Here is a 22,260-nt window from a genome sequence, read left to right on the forward strand (position 1 = left end):
TTGAGGCGGGCTAAATTTACGGCTCAAATTTGGCCAAGTCGTCGCTACTCGGCATTTAACTGCTTTGCCAAATTTGCCGCACAGGCAAACGCAAAATGCAGGTTGTACCCGCCGAGCATCCCCGTCACGTTTAAGACTTCGCCGATAAAGTAAAGCCCGCTAGTACCGTTATGCTCACAGTTTGCGTCTAGCGCGTCCGTGTCTACGCCGCCTTTTGTGACTTCGGCTCGCTCGAAGCCAAACGTGCCCGCAGGCGCAAATTTGTACGCAAATAGCCGCGAGATTTTCGCCGTTTCGTCCGCTTGATACTCGCAGTAAGGTTTGTCGCTAAGCCCCGCAGCATGCAGAAACTCGAGCGTAAATCGCCTAGGTAGCGGCAGGACGGTGCTGAGCTGTTTTTTGCTTTTTTGAGCGGTTTCGATGCTAAAATTCGGGCAAAAATTTATCGCGATCAAGCCTTTTTGCCAAAAAAGCGAAGCGTTTAGCACGGCCGGACCGCTTATGCCTTTGTGCGTGAAAAGTATGTCGCCTGCAAATTTGCGCGGCATTTTTTGCTCGCGGTTTGCGGCGTTTTTATTTGCGCAAGCTACGCTAATCTCGGCAGGAAAGCAAACTCCGCTTAGATTTTTAAACCAAAATTCCTCTTTTTGCACGGTAAATCCCACGAGCGCGGGTGTGGGCTGGATGACTTTGACGCCGAAGCTTTGCGCTATTTCGTAGCCGATGTTGCTGGCGCCCAGGCTTTTGTAGCTTAGTCCGCCGCTAGCTACGACGAGATTTTGGGCGTAAAATTTATCTCCGTTTTCGGCGACGACTTCAAAAATTTCAGTCTGTTCGGATTTGCAATCTTGCAAATTTTCGCTATTAAATTTTGCTTCTTTTGCAAGAGAAGCATCCAAAATTTCTCCGTTTTCATCGGTCAAAATTTTTCTAGCGCCCTTTACGCAAACACCGCAAAATATTTGTGCTCCGCTTTGTCTAGCGCGCTTTAAAAGCACGGCCAAAACGTCTTTGGCACCGCTTTCGCAGAAAAACTGATTTTGCTTTTGCTCGTTAAATTTTAACTCGCCAAAAAATTTTAAAACGTCTTTGAAGTCTAGGTTTTTTAGGATATTTTTGACGAAATCCGCGTCGCCGAGGTAGTTTGACGCGTCTATGCGGCGGTTTGTGACGTTGCACCTGCCGCCGCCGCTAGCTAATATTTTCTTGCCCGGAGTTGCGTTTTTTTCGAGTACGGCGACGCTTTTACCGCGTAAATTCGCCGCCAAAAATAGTCCTACCGCGCCCGCTCCGATTATCAAAACGTCGTAAATTTTGTAAATTTTAGACATCAAAAAAAACCTTAAAATTTACGCGCGGCAAAGCTAGCTAAAATCAAAAGCTGTTTTTTAGCGCTAGGAATTTTTGCTCTTGCGCTTCGTCTAGTTTCATTTTTTCGTTGCGATTTACGAAAAGCTTAAAGATCACGTTGTGATCCGCGTCGTAAAAGTGCAGGCTGTGTCCGAGAAAGCCCATAAATTTAGTGCTTACAAAGCCGATGCTCGCGATTGATTCTTCTTTTAGGTGGCCGCCCAAAAAGCCGCTTTTATCGGTGAAATTTAAAAATCCTCTCGCTTTTTTAGGCATAGGTACACTCACTTTGATCTCGATGATAAATTCAGGCGTATTTTTGATGAAAAGCATCTCGCCCCAAGTGCTGACTTCTTCAAAAATTTTCATCAAATTTTCTGCGCCGACTTCCTTAAATTCATCATCGCCGCGGTACTGCAAGATTTCGTATTCGCGTACGTTTAGTTGTTTGGCCGCATCGTAAACGGACATCTTTTTGTCCTCGAAAAGCTCGTCGATTTGTTTTTTTAGATCGCTCATTTTTATCCTTTTTTGAAATTAGATTTTGATAATAGTATTTAAAAATAGCTAAAAATCGGCTAAATTTACATGACAGGCGTCGTTACGTTATCAAACGGCGTGCGAGCCGAAGTTTTGGCGTTTTGCGCGGGACGGACTGGGTAAATTTACCGTCCGCAAAGTCCGCTAAACGCCTAAAATTTGCTTTATTTCAGCCTCGTTAGTGAGCTTGGAGTTGTATTTCACGACGAGATTTTGCGCATTTTTGTAGCACTCCACGACGCCTTTTTGCTTCTCGACCTCGGCTAGATCGGCGTCCGTGTCAGACGGCAGATAGATATTTTTAAAGATATTGGGGTTATCTAGCCATTTTAGCGCGATCAGCCACACGACGCAAAGCACCGTCACGACGGCGGAAAGCGCGCTAAGGCCGTAAAATTTAAGCAAAGTACCGCCGCCGATACCGCCGATAAAGCTTCCCATGTAACCAAAGGCGTTAAAGATACCCAAAACCGCGCCTTTTTGGCTTACTTTACTAAATTTGGACGCCATGGATTGCAAGATCGGTTCGTGCAGGTTAAAGCCGATAAAAAATATAATCACGCCAGCGTAAAATAGCGGCTTGTGTCCGAGCGAGAGCGCGAAAAGTCCGTAGCAAACGACGAAAAGCGAGACGCCGATAACTAAAATTTGCTTTGTGATACGCTTCGTTTCGCCGATCGCGCCGCCGATACCCATCGCGATAAAGCCAAACACCGTCGCGACCGAGTAGATGCCGCTGAGGTCCTTTTTATCCATACCAAAATACTTCACGATAGCGATCGGAATCACGATAAAGGCCGCCGACATCAGCATTTTTTGCATGAAGTTGCTGATGTTCATGAGTAGTAAATTTCTGTTTGAGAGTAGCTTTACGGCCGGCGTTTTGGCCTGCGAGTGCGTAAATTTAGGCTCCTCGCCCACGGCCGTGTATAAAAGCACGATACAAACGACCGTAACCGCGATCGAGAGGTAAAAGAGGCTTGAAAGGCCGTATTTAGCGCTAAGTATCGGCGAAAGTATCATAGAAAGCGTAAAGCTAATGCCGATAAATGCGCCCATCATCGCCATCGCGTGCCCGCGCACTTCCTCTTTGGTCATATCGCTCATCAGCGCGATCGCAACGGCTCCTATCGCGCCCGCGCCCTGGATAAATCTACCAAAAATCATCGTGTAGATATCAGTCGCCACCGCGCAGATCGCAGCTCCAACGATAAAGACGAGCAGGCCTATTAGCATCGAGTTTTTGCGCCCGAAGCGGTCCGAGACGTAGCCGAAAACCACCTGAAACGTGATCTGCGACATCGCGTAAACGCCGATGAGAACGCCGACTAAAAACTCGGTCGCCCCCTCAAGCTCGAGCGCGTAGACGCTGATAACTGGCAAAATGATAAAGAGTCCAAAAAACCTGCTGCCGATGATAAAAGATAAAGGTAATGCGCTTTTTACTATCATAAATTTTCCTTTTAAAGGAGTGATTTTACCCGAATTTTGATAATAAAAACCTCAAAAACTTAATTTGCCTAGAGCAAATAATTTGCTAAGCTATATTTTTACTATTAGCATGATGGCAACGTCCAGTAAAAGTTTTTGTATGGCATCAGCTTTTACGAATCAGATAACACTTTAAATTTTATTTTTTCATTATCTGCAGATATGATCTCAATCGATAAACTTTGAAATCTTATCCGTCTTTGTTTTATGCTGTAACTTAAATTTTGAGAAAAAGCAGGTCTCGCCATATCGTCTGCAGTATATTCCCTATATACCATCGTAATATTATCCCCTATGCATCCTGTATATATAAGCTCGTAACGCATTCCATCTTTGATTTTTTCTTCTTTTCTAAAGGTTTCTTTTTTAAATTTTATATCTTTAGGAGAAAATTTAATATCCTTATCAATTATATATAGTGGATCTAAAGCATTTAGCGAGCGTGTGTATCTTAAAACTCCCTTAGCGTTTAGGTTTTTGTCAAGCAATAACTGATAATACTTGTTTAATTTATTATTAGAGATTACCAAGTATTCTTCGTTATCGACAAAATACTTTCCTTGAACCGTAAATATATCATCGGTAACAAAATGGGTTTTTATTACCCAATCAACTTCAAAATTTTTATCTGCTTTAAAGACATCGTATGCCTCTACCCTATTTAAAATCTTTTTTATACTGACAAACGCTTCTCCAACATAAGTTTGCTGTGGAGCATTTAAAACATATGTCTTTATTTCTACTGGCTCTTCAAAACTTTTATAGTGATTATCTGCATGATATACTCGACTTTCCCCGTCCGCTAATGGTTTGGGTCCTCCAAAACAACCGACCATTAATGCGGCACAAATCCACAATAAAATTTTATTCATAAAAAACTCCTACAAAAAAGTATCATATAAAATTATATCACAAAATATTTTTATATAACGGTATTTTCTAGTTAGAAAACGAGTTTGTAAAGTGCGTAAATTAAAGCCGAACTTTGATAAAATGCGCGGATTAAAAAATAGCATAGCGAAGTATTTTTTGGATTATTTTTACGGTTGCGTAGATGAAATTTTGCGTAGGCTAGGCACGTAGCCTGCCGAGCAAAATTTTAGCAAGCTATGTAAAAAGAACCAAAAAGACAAGCTAGAAAAAGGAAAAATTTGAAAATAGTTTTAGCAACATCCAACTCCGATAAAGTGCGCGAAATAAAAGATTTTTTAAAAGATTACGAAATTTACGCACTGCGCGAAATTTGCGAGCCGTTTGAGATCGTCGAGGACGGCGCGACTTTCGCCGCAAATGCGCTAATCAAAGCTCGCGCGGTGCATGCTAAACTGCGCAAGCTAAATTTGTCGGACGAGTTTATCGCGCTAAGCGACGATAGCGGCATCAGCGTCGAGGCTCTTGGCGGCAGGCCCGGGATTTACTCCGCGAGATTTAGCGATATGAACGAGTACGGGCAGATAATAGGCAAAAACGCAACCGATGCTAGCAACCGCGCAAAGCTGATAGCTGAGCTAAAGGCGCTAAATTTGACTAGCTCGCCCGCTTTTTATACCGCTTGTATCGCGGTTAGCTCAAATTTGGGCGACTTTACGGCGCACGGCTTTATGCACGGAACTGCGATTTCCCAGGAGCGCGGCAGCAACGGCTTTGGCTACGATAGTCTTTTTATCCCCAAAGGCTTTACGCGTACGCTTGGCGAGCTAGACGACACTACAAAGCTAAAAATCTCTCACCGCTCAAAGGGACTAGAGCTCATAAAATACGTGTTAAAGAGCCTTGATAGAAAATTTGGGCGCTAAATTTAGAGCGCGAAAGAGAAAGCAAATTTGCGCGGCAAAACCTGGCTAAATTTGCCGTCCCTTAACGCTAGCGCGGTATAATCGCGCAAATTTAAAATTTGAGACGAAGATGAATCTGGTTTTATTCGACTTTGACGGGACGATCACGCGCGACGACTCGCTGCTGGAGTTTATCGCCTACGTCGTGGGATTTAAGAAATTTTTTCGGGGTATTTTTTGGCTTTCGCCCGTTTTGATCGGCTATAAGCTAAAAATTTGCAGCAACAACTACGCTCGCAGGCGGCTGATGACGCACTTTTTCGCGGGTATGAGCGCGGATAAATTCGCTCAAATTTGCAAAAAATACTCAAACACGCACATCGAAGATATCGTGAAATTTTCCGCTATGGCAAAGATCGCCGAGTATAAGGCAAACGGCGACAAGGTCGTGATCGTGACGGCGTCGCTCGAGGACTGGCTAGCTCCGTGGTGCCAGGCGCAGGGGCTGGAGCTACTAGGCACTCGTATCAAGAAAAAGGGCGGCGTGATAACGGGCGAGATCGACGGCGCCAACTGCTACGGCGCGGAGAAGGTGCGCCGTGTGCGCGAGGCATACAACACGGACGCCTTTGATCGCGTGATCGCTTATGGCGACAGTAGAGGTGACAAGGAGATGCTGGAGTTTGCCGACGAGGCGCATTATAGGGTGTTTGAGTGAGGACTACGAAAACTGCAAGCTAGCCGCGAATTTAGATGTTTTTGGTTTAAATTTGAGCACTTGCGTGGCAGAATTTAACGGTTAGTGCACTTTTGTAGTGTGGCAAATCGGCGCATAGGCTAAATTTGGCACTCATAAAAGCTTTTTACCGCTAGGCTGTTTGTTTTAAGTTTGCCTGGCGCTTTTTAGCCAAACTCAAATTTGTTTACTTCTGCCGCAACGGCTCCAAATTTAATGCGTCGTCCAAATTTGACCCGGTGTGCGTTTAAACTAGGTCAGTGCAAATAAAAATAACAAATTCAGCTCTACTTGTTTTAGTTTTAATTTAGGTCAAATTTGCAGCCTTTTCTTTGTGAAAATGCGTCGCTATTGTAGTTCAAATTTGACTGTTAAATTTAGCGCCTATTCTCCGTCTGCTAATTTCAAATTTTGATCGCTTATTTTTTGGTAGAAATTTATCATCAGCATATAAGCTTCTTCCATATAAAAATCTGAAAATTTCTTAAGCTCTCCATTTATGTATTGCAGAGGTCTTTCTTTGATGTAGCTTCTTTTTCCGGCGGCCAACACTCCTCTGTCCGGTATATTTATTAGTTTACGGAATTCCATATACTTTCCAAAATTTTCTACATATTTTTGATCTGAGATATTGTTTTCGCCGTCGAATTCAATGAGCAATAACCGTTTGTGTGCCAACAATACGCCAAGTATGTATTTGCCATCTTTGTATTTGGCTATAGATGGAGCAAAAAAGGAATCTTTGCTTTTATAAATAGTCGATTTTTTTATGAGTTCGCCGCGGCTATTTAGCTTTATGATATCGGCAGTATCTGTTCCTTCTTTGTCTTTAGAAGCAAGCAATATTAAGAGCGAGCCGTCGTCTCCTTCGATCATATCTTTAAAATATCCATTCGCTTCCATTTTGGTTTCAAATATAAGCTTTCCGTCAGGATTAAATTTATAAATATCAAAGCCTTCTACCACTAAGATAAAATTTCCATCGCTAGTTTTTAGTATCTTTATAAGCCCGTTTTTGGGTGCTTTGATGGTTTTTACGTCGGCTGGTTTATCGGAGCGGCTGTATCTATACTCGCGATAAAAAGTATCAGGTAAATGCGAAACGTCAAATTTTTTCTTCCAGATTACTTTTTCGTTTTTATCCATTCTATATAAGGTATTTTTATAGTCGCACGCTATAAATTCGTCGTTATCTAACGGCGTCACTTGTTTTAAAGTGTGAGAAAATTTGTTTATGATTTTATGCGTATTCATATCCACGGCGTAGGTTATTTCTTCGTTTCCTATTATGTAGTAGGTTTCCATCTGGGCTGCTATTAGATTTGCTATTCCGCCATAGCTTTTATCGAGCATTTTTCTCCAAATTTCTCTCCCGCTTTTATCTACTTTCATAAAAAGATCCGGTTCTCTAGCGCTGTCATATTCTCCGGCCAGTATATATCCGTCGTCCGTAGCCTCTATCATGCTAATGTTGCCAAAGCCGTTTTGTGAAAACGGCAGATCCCAAACAGGCTTTGATTTATCTATATTTTTGCTTGAATCCTCTAATTCTTTTATATCTATCTGCGTTCTTATTGCCTCTTTTGATGCCGGTTGAGCATCGTTTCGAATCACGCCTACAATCCCATCGTAGGCAAAAGATATTATCATATGGCGCTCGTCGGGATGCAGGGCTAAATTTGTTTTCTTTGCTTCGGGCATATAGTAGCTTCTTAGGCGCTCTGGCTCAAAATTATCCGAAATATCTAAGATGTCTATGCTGCGCAAGATGTTGTCTTGTAAACTATCTCTACTTCTGGCTATATATGCCAAATCCCCCTCTTTGTTAATAACAAAATCATAAATTCTGTTATCAACCATGTAGTTTTTTAAAAATTTTATTTTTCGAATATTTTCGATGTCGTATATTTTAAAATTGTGAAGTTCATTTGAGTAAAGATATTTTCTATCCGGGGAAATACTCAAATGTATAACTGGTTTAAAGTCTTCTTTCTTATAGACCTCTTTTATATTTTTCGGGTCGCTCACGTCGAGCGTGTGAAACCCTGCGAAATCGGACATTAAAATATATTTTTTAGAGAAAATCGCTATATCGCCGTTTTCTATATTATTAAAACTTTCTATGCTTATAAATTCGCCTATCTTTTTAATATCGTCTGATGAAATATCTAGGATGCACATACCGTCTATGGATTTTATGTAGGCTAGCTTGTTGTCATCGCTTAATTTTATTTTATGATAACCTTTGGCTTCAAACTTGGTTGCTACGTTTACATTTTTAGGATCCGTAACATCAAGACGCAAAATGCCTAAATTTGGACTTGCGACGTACAGACTTTTACCGTCGTTTGACTCGGCTGCTTGAATATCTTGCACTTTATATTTGGCTTCAGGAAAATAAAAAAGTCCGAGTAGCTTTATATGGTTTAAATTTGATATATCTATCACGCTTATGCCGTCTCTATCGTGCCCGATAGTATAGAGTTTCTTTTTGTCGCGAGATATTATCATATCGCGTACTTCAAACGGAATTTGAACAGAGTTATTTATAATATCTTTTTTATATATAGTTACGTCGCCTTTATATGCCGATTTGTCTCTATTTTGTAAAATTTTAGCCTTTTGCGCCGGCGTCTGCGGGCGAGCGACGGTGAAATTTTGCGCTAAGCTTTCAGGCTCCTTGTCTGCATACTTTAGGTATAGAAAAACAAAGGGTAAAATAACGATCAAGGCGGTAAAGTAGATCGTAAATTCTCGTTTTTTCTTTACGTTAGGATCGATCATCTAAGTCTCACAAGTCCATGGAAAAAGAAGTTTTAAACTCTTGCGCTTTTTGCGACTCTTGGATTTTGTTTTCGAGTTTTGCCGTTACTTCTTTTAGCGCCGTTACTTCGGTTTTGATTTTTTCTACGGCCTTCGCTTTAAAGGCATTTATCTTGCCCATGGCCTCTTCTATCTGGCTAAAAGCTTGCTTTAGCGTCTCTATATCCAGCGTCGCATCGCCCGACATCTTGTAGATTTCGCTTGCTTGCGTGTTTAGTTTTTGCGCGTTGGCTAAAATCATATCGTTTGCGAATTTTTTAGTCTTTTGGGTTGTTTCAAGCGCATTTTTTTGATTTTGTAGCGTTATAGCCATCGCGATACCGATCTCTACGGCTCTTTTGGTTACGGCTTTTACGTTTGAGATATTATCTATTAGCTCCCAGTTTGTGTTTATGATGAGGTCGCTTGATAAAAATCCCTGCTGCGTAACGGCTAAAATTTCATATATGCTTCTGATTTTTTTATTTAAATTTAGCAAGACGTTATTTTCGTAAAATTCTCTTTCTTTCGCGTCTAGTTTGGAGATGTTTTGCTCTATGGATTTTGCTATTTTTTCAAATACTACGGCTTTTCGTTGCAAACTTAGGGCTTTTTGTTTGTAGTATTGTTTTTCTTCTTGTAAAAGAGCGTTGTCTTCTCTTAAAATTTTCTCGCCGTCTTCGATGTGCGAAAGAGTATCTTTTATCACTTCTTTTGCGCTTTGAAATTTCTTTAAGTACCTGTTTATCGGCTTTGCGACAAAGGGAATACATGCTAAAACGCCTTTTTTATCAAAGTCGAATTTGTGCGGATTTATCTGTTCTAGCTCCTCGTTTAGAGCGATTATGGAGCGGCTTAAATTTTGCGTTTGCTCGTCTTTTATGTCGTCTAGTTTTGCAAATTTCCCCATCAAGAGCGACGAAGAGCTCTCTAGACTTTGCGTGTCTTCGATCGTGACGCTTTCTAAAATTTCTCTTATCTGGGTACTATCCTTATCTGATAAAAAAGCTAAAAGCTCTGCCGCTTTTTGAGAAATTTTTTCCTCGTCTTCTTTGCTAAAATCATCTTTAAAGATCAAATTTTGCATGCTTTTTTCGCTATCTTGCGCATCCTCTTTTATGTAGTCTATTAGTGTCTCTTGGCCCGTTTTTTCCACTGTTTTATCCTTATTTTTTGTTTATATTTTTTAATACGACCAGCATACGTTCAAGTTCGTTTTGTATTGACGCGATCTCTTTGTCGTTTTGGTTTTTTGACGCAAGTTCGTTGATGTAGCTATCTAAATACCCTAAAAGCGTTGCGTTTCTAGCCTCGTATATTTGCGTTCTTTTTGCGATTTGCTCTTTTTTTGATTCGCCTGTCACCGCGCTAAGCCCTGCGTTTAGACTTTTTATTATGCTTAAATTTTCGATGTATAAAAATAGAGTTTTGTTTATCAGGCTTAAAATTTTAACTGAAACTAAGCTTTGGTCTGAAAATATCTTTCTAACAAAAACCCGCACCGCTTCTATCTTTTTAAAAATATTTTCTCTATCGCTCAGGCTAAAATCAGAAATGACCCTAGCCTCTAAAAGCGTAAATTTTTCCTTTTCTCTTTCAAATTTATAGGCAGGTAGGGTCTTTGTGTAGCTAAGATAAAATGCCGCAAACCAAAGCGCGCTAAGAAAAAATAGTACGATAAAAATGTCCGTTTTAAAAGGCGACCATTTTAAAAACAAAACCGCTAATATAAAGCTATATAAGGCGCCAAAAACCGGGAAAAACGAATAGAAAAAGTAGGGCTTTTTTCTAAAAAAATATATTATTTGCTCGTTCAAGGTGGTTGCTTTTTGTTAAATTTTAGATACCGATTATATCAAAAATTAGTTCAAAAATTACTTTTTGTTTATTGTTTAGTTATCAATTTTTAAACTCTAAAAAACGCTGAATGCAATCAAGATGCGGGCGATGTGCATCAAGCCTAACAAAATTTACCCGAATAAATTTTACGTCGCACAAAGTAAGAAGGTAGAAATTTCACTGCATTTTTATCCTTGAGCGCAGGCGCACCGAACAACAATCTTTAATGTCCACGGCGTCAAGCAAAATGCCAAAAGATCAAACAAGGCGGTAAAAATTTCGCCTAAATTTTGAAAATTTACCGCCTAAGAACTAATTTTACGGTGCATAAATTTGATCATCTAGTCGCATCTGCTCGGCGTTGTGCACCTGCGATCGTCATAAGTTCGCTAAACTCTTGCAAATTTACCTGCAACCGCAAATGTCGGACTCAAATTTGACCTCAAATTTAAACCATTTTCAGCACTTCGACTATCTCGCCCTTTGCTATAAATTCGGTTTCTTTTGGGATGATTAAAAGCGCGGCGCCTCCCGTGAGGTTGTTTACGATCGCCGAGCTGCCAAGCTTTTTGCCGTCTAAATTTACGTAAATTTTGCCGTCTCGATTGACCAAATTTACCGCCGTAAATTCCAAAAACGGCGAGCGTTTTTTGTAGTCCTCGTCCATGATGGCCGTGATTTTAGGCTCGCTAGCGCCAAACCACGCATTTAGCAGCACGCGCACGTAGAGCACGCACATCACCATCGCCGAGTATGGAAAGCCAGGCAGTGCAAATATATATTTTTCGCCCGCTTTTGCGACCTTGATGTGGCGGCCAGGTTTGATCGCGGCGCCGTCGATGATGATGTCGAAATTTTCGCCCAGCGCGCCTTTTACGAAGTCGTAGTCGCCCATGCTGATGCCGCCCGTGGTGACGAGCACGTCGGCTGATTTTAGCGCGCGGACGATGGCGTCTTTTACGAGTTCGGCGCGGTCGCGTACTATCTCGCACAGCACGGGTTCGCCGCCCATTTTGCGCACCATCGCCGCGATACCTACGTGGTTTGAGCTGTGGATCTGCGCGGCGTTTTCTAGCGGCTCTCCGAGGTCTTTTATCTCGCTTCCGGTCGCCAGTACCGCGACTCTAGGCCGCACGAATACGCTAACGTTAAAGATCCCAAGCTCGGCTAGCAACGCAGTCTCGGCGTAGCCTATCGTCGCTCCTTTTTTGATTAGGATTTCGCCTTTTTTGTAGCTTTCGCCCACTTCGCGCACGGCAAAGCCCTTTGGCACGGGCTTTTTGATCACGACCTTGCTACCTACGACCTCGACGTTTTCGACCGGGATTAGCGTGTCGGTGCCTTCGCTCATTAGCGAGCCGGTGAATGTTTTGACGCATTTTACGCCCTCGACTTTTAGCCCTTTATCGCTACCTGCGGGCAGGTCGGTGATGAGCTCGAGCTCGCTCAAATCCTCTCTCCACGCAAACGCGTAGCCGTCCATCGCCGAGACGGGGCGCTCCGGGTAGTTGTCCTGCGCCGCGATATCTACGGCGATACGGCGATCAAGTGCCTGCGTGAGAGTGACCTTTTCTACGCGGTCCCAAGGAGCCAGCGTAGAGTGTAAAATTTCAAGAGAGGCCTCATAACTCATAAATTCTTTCATGTTTCATCCTTTTTTGATTCCCCATAAATGACGGATTTCAAGCTTTAAAATTTTAAACCCGTTTCGGTTACGGACGACCGGTCCGCGCCCTCACGGGTTAAAATTTTAAAGTTAAACTACGCCTATTCTGTCTGGAATATTTCTGCCGATTTTACTAAATTTAATCGTAAATTATGCTAATAAAGTATAGAAGTTTAAAAATGTGCCAAATTTAAATATGTAAGTACGAGCCAAGCTAAACGTCCCTCCGCGAGTAAATTTTAAAATTTGGCCGAAATTTAAACTTCGCGATTAATCTCCCGTCAAATTTTATTAATTTTTTATTTTAATATCAGTAAAATAACGCTTAAGAAATCGGGTCGATTTTACCTTTTCAAAGGACACTTCATGAATTTTTCAAATTCAAAATGGTTTATCGTTTCAGGTGCGGCGCTCGGCGCTCTGGGTGCACTGCTCGTGTATTTTGGCAACCCAGGCAACATGGGCATTTGCGCGGCTTGCTTTTTGCGCGATACGGCGGGCGCGCTGGGCTTTCACCGCGCCGGCGTCGTGCAGTACGTGCGCCCCGAGATCATCGGGCTCATTTTGGGCGGCTTTTTAGCTAGCGTGCTTTGGACGAAGGAGTTTAGTGCGACTACGGGCTCGTCGCCTTTCGTGCGTTTTTTTCTCGGATTTTTCGCGATGATTGGCTGCCTCGTGTTTTTGGGTTGCCCGTGGAGGGCGTTTTTGCGTCTCGGCGGCGGCGATATGACGGCGGTTGCTGGAGTTGTCGGTATTTTTGCGGGCGTGTGTGCGGGCGTATTTTTCAAAAAGCTCGGCTACGGCCTCACGCACGAGACTAAAACTCAGGCCGCGATAGGCGTTTTGCCGACGGTTATGGGTATTTTGCTGCTTGCTGCGCTTGCGTTTGGACTAAAGCTCGGCGAAAACGGCGCGCTTTTTACCTCTGCAAAGGGCCCTGGCTCCATGCACGCTCCGATCCTGATCTCGCTTGGTTTTAGCGTAGTCGTGGGCGCGCTAATGCATAAAAGCAAATTTTGCAGCGTAGGGGCGTTTGGTAGGCTTTTTAAAGGGGATTTCTCGATGTTTATGGGCATTATCAGTATCGTCGTTTTTGCTAGCATCGTAAATTTAGCGCTTGGGCAGTATAAATTTGGCTTCGAAGGCCAGCCTATCGCGCACAACGACGTGCTTTGGAACTTCCTTAGCATGACGCTGGCCGGGCTTTGCTTTAGCCTGAGCGAAGGCTGCCCGGGTAAGCATCTCGTACAAATGGGTACCGGCAATCTAAGCTCGGTAATCTTTGTTATCGGTATGGCGGCGGGCGCGGCCGTAGCGCATAACTTCTTGCTCGCTAGCTCTCCGAGCGCCATAACGGCTGCGGCTCCGTGGGCGGTGGCGATAGGGTTTGTTTTTGCGGTTTATGTGGGATTTTTTCACAAAAAAGCTGCTTGATTCCCCATAAACGAACAGATTTTAAAAGTAGTTTTTGATTAAGGCGCTCGGTCACATACTACATGTATGCTCCCGTCACGCCTAATCAAAAACTATTTAAACTACGCCTATTCTGTCTGGAATATTTATCACATAGCTTACTAAATTTACAAATTTAACTACTTCAAGTTTAAAAACCGAATTTAGGTTTTCGCGGTGCGGGTCTGGGCGATCGAAAGACGAAATGTCGAATTTTCAAATATTTGATTTATATAAAAAGCGAGCTAAAACATCATGGTCTAGCCCGCAAGAAATAAAGCTTTTATCTAAAAAGCAGTCAAATTTGCTCAGCGCGTATATCAAAGCCGAGCAAAGTAAATTTAGCCTAAAAGTCCTGCACCTTTTATCGCCTGACTGCGCTCTTTTGCGTAGATGCGTTCGCCTTCCACGACGTCGTATTTCCAGATCGGTGCATTAGCCTTAAAGTCCTCTACGAACTCGTTTATTAGCCGCAAGGCGACCTTTCTTTGCGGGCTTACCACGCCTGCGACGTAGGAGCTCTCGTGCACCGGCACGTCTCCGCGAGAATGTGCAAAAAGCACGTATGCGCCCAGATCCTTCGCCTTTTGCTCCCAGCCCGCTAGCCATTTGCGCAGGATCGGCTCGTAGATATCAAAGCTAAGAGCGCTTATGCCGCCTTCCTCGCGCACGACGCCCGTAAACGTGATGAGCGCGCCGCAGTTTTTGTCTTTAAACTCGTCGTACCAGGCATTTGTGATCGCTTTAGCGTCTAGGCTTCCTTCAAAAATCTGCATCTTAACCTCCGCAAACCGGCGGTAAAATGGAAATTTTATCCCCGTCTTTTAGCGGCGCGTCTAGAGAGCTCGCGATCTCGTCATTTACGGCGACGGCGCAGATTTTTAGCCACTCTTTAAGCTGCGCGTATTCGCCTAGTTTTTCTTTTACTTCGCTTAAATTTGTTGCTTCTAGCTTTAAATTTTCCATTTTGATTGGGCCCAAAAACTCGATTTCTACCATAAATTCGCCTTTGAAATTAAATTTTTTTCTTGATTTTACTTAAAAAAATATTTAGATATACTTACGCCAAATTTTAAACGAAAGAGCCGTAATGAACGAAATATTAAGCAAAATAAAAACGCCCGCCTACGTCTGCGAAGAGGCCAAGGTGCGTGGGAATCTAGAAATTTTAAAACGCGTCAAGGATGAAAGCGGCGCGAAGGTGCTAGTCGCCCTAAAAGGCTTTGCATTTAGCGGCGTGATGGGGCTTGTCGGCGAGTATCTAGACGGTGCGACGTGCAGCGGCCTGCACGAAGCTAAATTTGCCGCAAAATACGCTCGAGGCGAGATACACACGTATTCTCCCGCTTTTAAAGACGAGGACATAGATGAGGTGCTAGCGCTCTCAAAACACGTGGTCTTTAACTCCTTTGCGCAGTGGGCGAAATTTAAGCAAAAAGCCCTAGCTGCGGGCGTTACCTGTGGGCTTCGCGTAAATCCCGAGCTCTCCGTCGCGCCGACTGACGCTTATAACCCGTGCGGCAGGTATAGCCGCCTAGGTATCACGCGCGCAAATTTTGACGCTGACGCGCTTGATGGTATCGCGGGACTGCATTTTCACGCGCTTTGCGAGGAGAGCGCGCAGAGTCTGGAGACCGTGCTGATGGCGTTTGAGGAGAAATTCGGCGAGTTTATCCCGCGTATGAAATGGGTAAATTTCGGCGGCGGACATCACGTAACCAAAGAGGGCTACGATGTGGATCTGCTCATAAATTTGATCAAAAACTTCCGCGCAAAATACGGCGTCGAGGTCTATATAGAGCCTGGCGAAGCGGTGGGCTGGCAGACGGGATTTTTGGCTGCTTCGGTGCTTGATTTTGTACAAAACGAAAAAACCATAGCGATCCTAGACGTCTCGGCCGAGGCGCATATGCCAGACACCGTGCTGATGCCGTACCGACCGGCCGTGCGAGGCGAGAGCAAGGGCGGTAAATTTAGCTACCGTTTCGGCGGAAACACCTGTCTGGCCGGCGATATCGTGGGGCTTGACGCCGGAGAGTCCGAGTATAAATTTAACGCGCCGCTAAGCGTGGGCGATAAGGTGATATTTGAGGATCAGATCCACTACACGATCGTGAAAAACACGACCTTTAACGGTATAAAGCTGCCTGATTTGCTGCTTTTAAAAGAAAACGGCGAGCTTGTTACCGTGCGGGAATTTGGCTTTGAAGAGTATGAGAGGCGAAACTAAATTTGGCGCTTGAAACTGCGCCCTTTAGGGTATAAATTTGACGTTTGAGAGCACCGTTTGTGGCTGTAAATTTAAATCAAATTTTACTTCAGGTTTCAGCCTGATATGCGCGTGCGCTAAACTCGTAGCTTTTCGGCTTTAAATTTTGAAATTTGGTTTATCGCCCGTCAAATTTGCTGCAAATTTAATCCCAAACCAAGTTAAATTTAATATAAATAAAATCTAGCTTATATAAATGAATTAATATATCGGATTATAAATTTGACACCGATTTTGATAAAAAAGTGCCGCAACCGCCTAAAAATGCGTTGTTTTGACGCTAAGCTTGCATTACGTTATTTTTTGATATAATTTTACGAAAATCCGCAAAATTTAGCCTTTGGCTGGATGCCGACCACGACGAGCTTTTTAAGGCGGAAAACAAAACCAAAGGGAGATAGCATGACGAGAATTTTTAGTTTGCTTTCGGTTTTCGCCTGTTGGGCCTTCGCTATCGAGGCGAGTCCTAGCACGAACCAGTACCAGAGCAATATCTGGGCTGCTGGTAGAATCGAAAACATCAAGCCTTACGAAGACGGTTTGGGACCGATTTTTACTTTTATTCAGGGTAACGACTACTTTGCTATAGCCGTTTTGTCGCTGATTTTAGCCGTGATTGGTGCATTTGCTTTGCATTTTTTGATTATCGGGCCAAAGCATTTTAGCCACGCGGGCAACAAAGTCTTTGCGTTTAGCATCATCGAGCGCGTATCTCACGGTGCTGCGGCGATCGCATGGATAGTGCTTATACCGACGGGTGTCATCATGATGTGGGGCGCAGAGCTTGGCGGCGGCGCGTTTGTTAGATTTTGCAAAGACATCCACGGATTAGCTACGATTTTATTTGCCGTTTCGGTGCCTCCGATGCTGATAGCTTGGACAGTGAGGATGCTACCTGCGGTTTATGATATCAGATGGATGCTGATCGTCGGCGGATATCTCTCAAAGGTTAAACGTCCAGTACCTGCGGGCAAATTTAACGCCGGCCAAAAGGCGTGGTACTGGGTGGCTATCCCTGGCGGTATCGTGATGATACTAACCGGTGCTGCGATGTTTTTCCTTGACTTTAGGGCTCCAGACGTTGCGAGCTGGCTTGGCGTATCGCAGATCGAAATTTTAAGAGCTTCTGCACTAATTCATAACGTGCTTGGCATCGTGTGTGCAGTATTTTTCCTAGTGCACATCTACATGGCGGCCATCGCTATCCACGGCGCTATCTGGTCGATGATAACGGGCTATAAAGAAGAAGAAGAGGTTTACGTACTTCACCACTACTGGTACCAAGAGCTCATCTCCAAAAATAAAATCCCCGTATCTGAATACGAAAAAACTTATCCAAAATTAAAATAATAAAAAAGGAGAAATTTTTCTCCTTTTTTGCTTCAGAGGCGAGCTTGCAAGCCGCCTTTTATACGAAATTTAAAATCTTTTAGATAAAATTCCCCTCAGACTTCAGGTTGAAGAGTAATAAATTTAAGGAAAAATCATGCAAATCGATTGTAGAAATTTGGCTTGCCCTGAGCCCGTTATCAGGACTAAAAATGCGCTCGAGAGCCTAAAAGTCGGCGAAAAGCTTGAGATTTTAGTAAATTCTATCGCTCCAAAAGAAAACATTAGCCGTTTTTTAAAAAATCAAAACGTCGAATTTAGCGTAGAGCAAAACGGCGCCGAAACAAAAATCACCGCCGTTAAGGGCGAATCAAAGCTTGAGTTAGCAAATTTTGACGAATTCGTCTGCGAAATCACGCCAAAGGCTAAAAAAACAGCCCTTTATTTAAATGAAGAGCGTGCCGGTAGCGGCGACGTAGGCGTTAATTTGCTGGCTAAATTTTTAGGCGCGCTTTTGCAGGTAAAAAATAAACCCGAATACGTAATCTGTGTAAATAACGCCATCAAAATGACGACGAACCGCGCGCATGCGAGCTTTAAACCGCTTAAGGATTTAGAGGCTGCGGGCGTTAAAATTTTAAGCTGCGGCAGCTGCCTAGAAGCGTATAAGCTCGTAAGCGACCTAAGCGTCGGCGAGATGTCAAACGCCTACGAAGTAATGCAAATTTTAACTACGCACGAGCAAATCAAACTATGATTTATAACGACAAACGTCTCACGAAATTCGTCCGAGCGGCGGGTTGAGCGGCCAAGCTTGACCCGTCGGGTCTAAACAAAACTATCGGCGATTTAAATTTAGCTCACCCAAATTTGCTCTCAAACATCGGTACTAACGAGGACGCGAGCGTCTTTAAGATCACAGACGACATCGCGCTCGTGCAGACGCTAGACTTTATCACGCCGGTGGCGGACGATCCGTTTGTATTCGGCCAGATCGCGGCTGCAAACAGCCTAAGTGACGTGTTTGCGATGGGCGGCAAGGTACTAAACGCGCTAAATATCGTCGGTTTTGACAGCTGCAACCTAAGCGGCGAAATTTTGGGCGAAATTTTACGCGGTGGACAGGACAAAGTCGCCGAGTGCGGCGGCGTGATCGTCGGCGGACACACGATAGAGACGCAGCAGATGTATTACGGACTTAGCGTCACGGGTGTTGTTTCGCCAGGCTCCTTTTGGTCAAACAACACCGCGCGAGAGGGCGACGCGCTCATACTCACAAAGCCGCTAGGAACTGGCATTTTAAGCACGGCGATCAAAGCCGATCTGCTAAATTTAACCCAAATCGAGCAGGCCGTCGAGACGATGCTACAGCTAAATTTCTATGCCGTGGACGCGCTAAAAGGCATCAGCGTAACGGCAGCGACCGATGTCACGGGATTTGGCTTTTTAGGACATTTAAGCGAAATGCTAAGCGATAAAATCAGCTTTGAAATTTACCCCGGTAACGTGCCCGTGATAGCGACCGCGCGCGAGTTTGCCGATATGGGCATCATCCCTGAGGGAAGCTACAAAAACCGCGAATTTGCGAGTAAATTCGTTGGCGGCGAGGCAGATATATTGCTCTACGACGCGCAGACTTCGGGTGGGTTGCTACTAGCGGTACCGCAAAGCGAGGCAAATTTAGCTCTTTCTCGTCTAAAAGAGGCCGGCTACGAAAGTAGCGCGGTCGTGGGCATAGCTAAAAAGCGCGGCGAATACGGCATAAATTTACGGTAACCAAGTCTAAATTTAAACTCGCAATTTTAATCAAATTTGACGGGTTTAAATTTGGTCAAATTTTGAAATATCAAGTTTAAAACGGTAAGCCCGCCAAATTTATTTATATAAACCGACAAAGCTCCCAAGCTTATAAATTTAGTCAAATTTGAATTGTCTAAAATACAAAAAAGCTAAAATCCTTAAAAATAAAATTTAACTAAAATAAAAAATCACAGTAAAATAAAATAACAAATTTGAAGCCAATCCCACTTCCAAATATCCGTAAATTTTCGTATTTACCCGCAAACCAAATCCGTTAAATTTCCAAAATATTTCTCCAAATTTTAAAACAATCTGCAACGTATTATCAAAAATATTCCCTGTTTTAAGCAAAAATATAAAAAAATTAAATTCAAATTACAATCTAATCTTGATGATACAAAGGAGATAAAATGGAATTTTATCGTTTCTCTTTCTGGCTATAGCCGTTTTTATAGCCTGGAAAAGCCTGAAAAAGAGGGCTTAGCGTTTGGCGCATTTGCCGTGGGGACGGCGATTTGCTTTATCATGTTTTTCATCGCCAGCTGGACGTCTCTGCTGCCTTACGCGGCGTATTAGGAGGGCTAGATGAGTTTTTTTAACGAGAAAAATTTCGATTTTATCATGGCTAGCGCGGTCTTGCTCGTGCTTGCTATCCCCGTCGGTATCGCAAATATTTATCTTGGCTACGTCATCGGCGAGGGGCCTTGCACGCTTTGCTGGTGGGAGCGTATCGGCATGGTCGTGGTCGGCGTCGCGGGTATCTTGATACTGCGCTATGGGCTAAAGGTGCGCTATATAGCCGCCGTGCTTTTTGGCGCTGCGTACGGTATTTTTATGACGCTTAGGCACGCTAGTTTTAGCTTGTATAGAGACGTAGGTATGGGCTTTGGCGGCGATATATTCGGCGCACACACCTATACGTGGGGCATTTTGGTGTACTGGGTTGTGGTCGTAGCGATGGGGCTGATGATGCTTTTTGCTAAAGACAAGGTCGTCTCGTACGATATCTCGCGCTCTGACACTAGGATCAAGCCTCTTAGCGCGTATTCAAAATTTGTGATCGCATTAAGCCTATTTGTGATCCTATCAAATGCCGTTCAAGCGCTCATCTCAGCAGGGATCCCGCCATATAGCGGCAAGGGAGATCCTGAGCGCATCAGTCTAAATAATACTTGGACTTCAGGCGTTTGGAAAAGGTTTGAAAAGCCGTTTTCATTTGTCGGCGCAAACGTCGTTGAGGATCCGTTTATAGCGGGTGAGCCTAAAGAGATAAGCGTCAAATTTAACTCTGATCCAAGCGCCGGCGCGTTTGTTGACGTAAAACCTGCGCTTAGCGTGAAAAACAGCTTCCCGCTTCCTTTTGAGACGAAGGGGATTTTTGGCAAAGGCGTAACGAGCGGACTTGCGTATAACGCTAAAAACGATACTTTTGGTATCTCAAACACCGAAGGCGGCGTTTATTTTACGGATGCGAATTTTAAAGAGATCGCTCACGCCATCATCGACAAGCCAAACGGCCGAAATATCAAAAAGGCCGTCGCATCGACCTTTGTCAGCGATATGCTGGTGACTACGGGCTTTAACAAAACAACATTTGCCGTTAAACCTGCCCAAAATGTGGACGCGTATCACGAGTGGAGATACTTTAGAGAGAGTAGCGGCGGACTCGAGTCTGCGTGGAAATTTGACCGCCCGGCGCTTTTAACGATAAGAGCGAAAAAACAATACGTCCTAACGCTCGCAAAAGACCCACAGAGCACCTATATGTATATGATCACGGTGCCAAACGAGCGCGCTAAGAACTTGATCCTCATAAAAGTCGATAGCAAAGATAAGATGCTAAGCGGCGAAACTATCGTGACTTCGGGCCTTGCGCTAAAAGATAAACGCGACCTAAAAGACTACTATGTCACGGCCGGCGATATCGCGGGTGGTAAGTTTTTGGCCTACTCCAAAAACTACAACACCCTGCTCGTGATCGACCTTGCCGACGCAAAGATAACGGATGCCTACGCGATGCCGCAAATCGGCGACATCTCCGGACTGGCGATAAAGGGCGGCAGCATCTACGCTCTAACTCATAAAGACGGCAAAGTAAATGTCGTAGAGCTAAATAATCCTCTGGGCGAGTAAATTTAGTCCAAACCAAGGCAAATTCGTCCGTTTCGCGCGGGCGAGTTTGCCTCTATCCCAAATCCTCTTTAAGCTTAAATTCGGTCAAATTTTATATAATTTGGTGTAACTATAAAAACAAAAGGAGCGAAAATGAATTTTTTAGAATCGATGAAATTTCGTCATGCGTGCAAAGTTTTTGACGAAAACAAGAAAATCAGCGCGGGCGAATTTGACTTTATTTTGGAGGCGGGTAGGCTAAGTCCTAGCTCGGTCGGGCTTGAGCAGTGGGACTTCGTCGTCGTGCAAAATGAGCAGCTCAGGCAAAAGATCCGCGAAGCCTCGTGGAATCAAGTGCAAATCACCTCTTGCTCGCATTTAGTAGTCATACTAGCTAAAGTCGCCGAGGTAAAAAGCGTAGGCGAATACGTGGAAAAAATGATCGACCGCCGCGGAGATAAGGCGCCCGAGATGATCGCCGCGAGGAAGAAATTTTACGGCGATTTTTTAGAGGGACGCTTTCATCGCGATGACGAGCTAGTTTTTCACTGGTCGAGCAAACAGTGCTACATCGCGGCGGCAAATATGATGACCGCGGCGGCGAGCCTGGGCATCGATAGCTGCCCTATCGAGGGCTTTGATGCAGCGGCGTTAAATAAAATTTTAGGCCTTGACACGAGCAAGCAGCGCGTGTGCCTCATGGTGCCGTTTGGATACCGCGTCAAGCCGCAACCAAAAAGATACCGCCGCGAACTAAGCGACGTCGTGAAATGGATTTACTAAATTTAGCAGTTACGTAAATTTAAAATTTAACTCAATCGGCGCGAGCTTTACGCGGTTTTGGCGCCGGCTAGATTTTAAATTCGAATTTTGCTACTCAAATTTGAGGTAAATTTAAATTCGCCGAGGCAACGAAAATAAAAACGAACCGATAAATCTACGTCGGCAAAGAAAGCGCACGCACGGCAGACTACGCGAAGGCGCAAACGCGGTTTGTGTATACGCTCTAGCAAATTTGATGATTTTGCGCCAAAGTTTTGTGCCAAACTGCCGTTTGGCAATCGGTCACGCTATCTAGGTCAGCCGCAGCAAAACGTAG

General features: G+C 44.0%; 19 protein-coding genes. 9 read left to right on the top strand and 10 right to left on the bottom strand.

Going from position 1 to position 22,260, the window contains the following annotated elements:
- Positions 1 to 44: 44 nt before the first annotated feature.
- From EE116_RS03455 to EE116_RS03470, 4 genes are all read right to left on the bottom strand, one after another.
- Positions 45 to 1,331 carry a BaiN/RdsA family NAD(P)/FAD-dependent oxidoreductase gene (locus EE116_RS03455; protein ID WP_122873240.1) on the bottom strand — a complete coding sequence of 429 codons (1,287 nt, stop codon included), beginning with the start codon at positions 1,329 to 1,331 and terminating at the stop codon, positions 45 to 47.
- 43 nt (positions 1,332 to 1,374) lie between these two features.
- The gene (gene hutX, locus EE116_RS03460; RefSeq protein WP_122873241.1) at positions 1,375 to 1,869 is read right to left on the bottom strand and encodes a heme utilization cystosolic carrier protein HutX; all 495 of its coding nucleotides are present in this window, start codon (positions 1,867 to 1,869) and stop codon (positions 1,375 to 1,377) included.
- A 165-nt stretch (positions 1,870 to 2,034) separates the two neighbouring features.
- Positions 2,035 to 3,339, bottom strand: a complete 1,305-nt coding sequence (locus tag EE116_RS03465; RefSeq protein ID WP_206159259.1) for an MFS transporter — start codon at positions 3,337 to 3,339, stop codon at positions 2,035 to 2,037.
- Positions 3,340 to 3,494: 155 nt separating this feature from the next.
- Positions 3,495 to 4,253 carry a hypothetical protein gene (locus tag EE116_RS03470; RefSeq protein ID WP_122873243.1) on the bottom strand — a complete coding sequence of 253 codons (759 nt, stop codon included), beginning with the start codon at positions 4,251 to 4,253 and terminating at the stop codon, positions 3,495 to 3,497.
- Between the two features lie 279 nt (positions 4,254 to 4,532).
- Between EE116_RS03470 and EE116_RS03475 the strand changes: the two genes are divergently transcribed.
- Positions 4,533 to 5,177, top strand: coding sequence for a non-canonical purine NTP pyrophosphatase (locus tag EE116_RS03475; protein ID WP_122873244.1), 645 nt, complete (start codon positions 4,533 to 4,535; stop codon positions 5,175 to 5,177).
- 109 nt (positions 5,178 to 5,286) lie between these two features.
- Positions 5,287 to 5,874 carry an HAD-IB family hydrolase gene (locus EE116_RS03480; protein WP_122873245.1) on the top strand — a complete coding sequence of 196 codons (588 nt, stop codon included), beginning with the start codon at positions 5,287 to 5,289 and terminating at the stop codon, positions 5,872 to 5,874.
- Positions 5,875 to 6,276: 402 nt separating this feature from the next.
- On the opposite strand, the gene EE116_RS03485 is transcribed toward EE116_RS03480, so the two are convergent.
- The 4 genes from EE116_RS03485 to EE116_RS03500 form a co-directional block, all read right to left on the bottom strand.
- Positions 6,277 to 8,676 carry an LVIVD repeat-containing protein gene (locus EE116_RS03485; protein ID WP_122873246.1) on the bottom strand — a complete coding sequence of 800 codons (2,400 nt, stop codon included), beginning with the start codon at positions 8,674 to 8,676 and terminating at the stop codon, positions 6,277 to 6,279.
- A gap of 7 nt (positions 8,677 to 8,683) precedes the next feature.
- The gene (locus EE116_RS03490; RefSeq protein ID WP_122873247.1) at positions 8,684 to 9,850 is read right to left on the bottom strand and encodes a toxic anion resistance protein; all 1,167 of its coding nucleotides are present in this window, start codon (positions 9,848 to 9,850) and stop codon (positions 8,684 to 8,686) included.
- 10 nt (positions 9,851 to 9,860) lie between these two features.
- Positions 9,861 to 10,511 (bottom strand): hypothetical protein, encoded by a 651-nt coding sequence (locus tag EE116_RS03495; protein WP_122873248.1) that lies wholly within the window; start codon positions 10,509 to 10,511, stop codon positions 9,861 to 9,863.
- A gap of 470 nt (positions 10,512 to 10,981) precedes the next feature.
- Entirely contained in the window at positions 10,982 to 12,178 is a 1,197-nt protein-coding gene (locus EE116_RS03500; RefSeq protein ID WP_122873249.1) for a molybdopterin molybdotransferase MoeA, read from the bottom strand.
- A 387-nt stretch (positions 12,179 to 12,565) separates the two neighbouring features.
- Between EE116_RS03500 and yedE the strand changes: the two genes are divergently transcribed.
- Positions 12,566 to 13,633 (top strand): YedE family putative selenium transporter, encoded by a 1,068-nt coding sequence (yedE, locus tag EE116_RS03505; protein ID WP_122873250.1) that lies wholly within the window; start codon positions 12,566 to 12,568, stop codon positions 13,631 to 13,633.
- 359 nt (positions 13,634 to 13,992) lie between these two features.
- Here yedE and EE116_RS03510 read toward each other — a convergent pair whose 3' ends face one another.
- Complete coding sequence (locus EE116_RS03510) at positions 13,993 to 14,427, bottom strand: molybdopterin synthase catalytic subunit (protein WP_122873251.1); 435 nt, start codon at positions 14,425 to 14,427, stop codon at positions 13,993 to 13,995.
- 1 nt (position 14,428) lies between these two features.
- Positions 14,429 to 14,650, bottom strand: a complete 222-nt coding sequence (locus EE116_RS03515; RefSeq protein ID WP_122873252.1) for a MoaD/ThiS family protein — start codon at positions 14,648 to 14,650, stop codon at positions 14,429 to 14,431.
- A gap of 91 nt (positions 14,651 to 14,741) precedes the next feature.
- Here EE116_RS03515 and nspC point away from each other — a divergent pair, with 91 nt between their 5' ends.
- The 6 genes from nspC to EE116_RS03545 all read left to right on the top strand — a co-directional run bounded on the left by nspC (position 14,742) and on the right by EE116_RS03545 (position 21,944).
- Positions 14,742 to 15,881 carry a carboxynorspermidine decarboxylase gene (gene nspC, locus EE116_RS03520; RefSeq protein WP_122873253.1) on the top strand — a complete coding sequence of 380 codons (1,140 nt, stop codon included), beginning with the start codon at positions 14,742 to 14,744 and terminating at the stop codon, positions 15,879 to 15,881.
- Between the two features lie 441 nt (positions 15,882 to 16,322).
- Entirely contained in the window at positions 16,323 to 17,270 is a 948-nt protein-coding gene (locus EE116_RS03525) for a formate dehydrogenase subunit gamma (protein ID WP_122873254.1), read from the top strand.
- 136 nt (positions 17,271 to 17,406) lie between these two features.
- Positions 17,407 to 18,006, top strand: a complete 600-nt coding sequence (gene yedF, locus EE116_RS03530; RefSeq protein ID WP_122873255.1) for a sulfurtransferase-like selenium metabolism protein YedF — start codon at positions 17,407 to 17,409, stop codon at positions 18,004 to 18,006.
- Complete coding sequence (gene selD / locus EE116_RS03535; RefSeq protein ID WP_163028021.1) at positions 18,003 to 19,025, top strand: selenide, water dikinase SelD; 1,023 nt, start codon at positions 18,003 to 18,005, stop codon at positions 19,023 to 19,025. The genes yedF and selD overlap by 4 nt, the downstream gene beginning before the upstream one ends.
- Before the next feature lie 609 nt (positions 19,026 to 19,634).
- Positions 19,635 to 21,182 (top strand): disulfide bond formation protein B, encoded by a 1,548-nt coding sequence (locus tag EE116_RS03540; protein ID WP_122873256.1) that lies wholly within the window; start codon positions 19,635 to 19,637, stop codon positions 21,180 to 21,182.
- 132 nt (positions 21,183 to 21,314) lie between these two features.
- Positions 21,315 to 21,944 carry an NAD(P)H-dependent oxidoreductase gene (locus EE116_RS03545; RefSeq protein ID WP_122873257.1) on the top strand — a complete coding sequence of 210 codons (630 nt, stop codon included), beginning with the start codon at positions 21,315 to 21,317 and terminating at the stop codon, positions 21,942 to 21,944.
- Positions 21,945 to 22,260 lie beyond the last annotated feature (316 nt).

It is taken from the genome of Campylobacter showae (assembly GCF_900573985.1).
Classification (GTDB): domain Bacteria; phylum Campylobacterota; class Campylobacteria; order Campylobacterales; family Campylobacteraceae; genus Campylobacter_A; species Campylobacter_A showae_E.

Excerpts from the sequence above, each read along its gene's own strand:
- EE116_RS03455 (WP_122873240.1), bottom strand. The coding sequence starts at position 1,331 with ATGTCTAAAATTTACAAAATTTACGACGTTTTGATAATCGGAGCGGGC.
- hutX (WP_122873241.1), bottom strand. The coding sequence starts at position 1,869 with ATGAGCGATCTAAAAAAACAAATCGACGAGCTTTTCGAGGACAAAAAG.
- EE116_RS03470 (WP_122873243.1), bottom strand. The coding sequence starts at position 4,253 with ATGAATAAAATTTTATTGTGGATTTGTGCCGCATTAATGGTCGGTTGT.
- EE116_RS03480 (WP_122873245.1), top strand. The coding sequence starts at position 5,287 with ATGAATCTGGTTTTATTCGACTTTGACGGGACGATCACGCGCGACGAC.
- EE116_RS03485 (WP_122873246.1), bottom strand. The coding sequence starts at position 8,676 with ATGATCGATCCTAACGTAAAGAAAAAACGAGAATTTACGATCTACTTT.
- EE116_RS03500 (WP_122873249.1), bottom strand. The coding sequence starts at position 12,178 with ATGAAAGAATTTATGAGTTATGAGGCCTCTCTTGAAATTTTACACTCT.
- yedE (WP_122873250.1), top strand. The coding sequence starts at position 12,566 with ATGAATTTTTCAAATTCAAAATGGTTTATCGTTTCAGGTGCGGCGCTC.
- EE116_RS03510 (WP_122873251.1), bottom strand. The coding sequence starts at position 14,427 with ATGCAGATTTTTGAAGGAAGCCTAGACGCTAAAGCGATCACAAATGCC.
- EE116_RS03515 (WP_122873252.1), bottom strand. The coding sequence starts at position 14,650 with ATGGTAGAAATCGAGTTTTTGGGCCCAATCAAAATGGAAAATTTAAAG.
- nspC (WP_122873253.1), top strand. The coding sequence starts at position 14,742 with ATGAACGAAATATTAAGCAAAATAAAAACGCCCGCCTACGTCTGCGAA.
- EE116_RS03525 (WP_122873254.1), top strand. The coding sequence starts at position 16,323 with ATGACGAGAATTTTTAGTTTGCTTTCGGTTTTCGCCTGTTGGGCCTTC.
- yedF (WP_122873255.1), top strand. The coding sequence starts at position 17,407 with ATGCAAATCGATTGTAGAAATTTGGCTTGCCCTGAGCCCGTTATCAGG.
- EE116_RS03540 (WP_122873256.1), top strand. The coding sequence starts at position 19,635 with ATGAGTTTTTTTAACGAGAAAAATTTCGATTTTATCATGGCTAGCGCG.
- EE116_RS03545 (WP_122873257.1), top strand. The coding sequence starts at position 21,315 with ATGAATTTTTTAGAATCGATGAAATTTCGTCATGCGTGCAAAGTTTTT.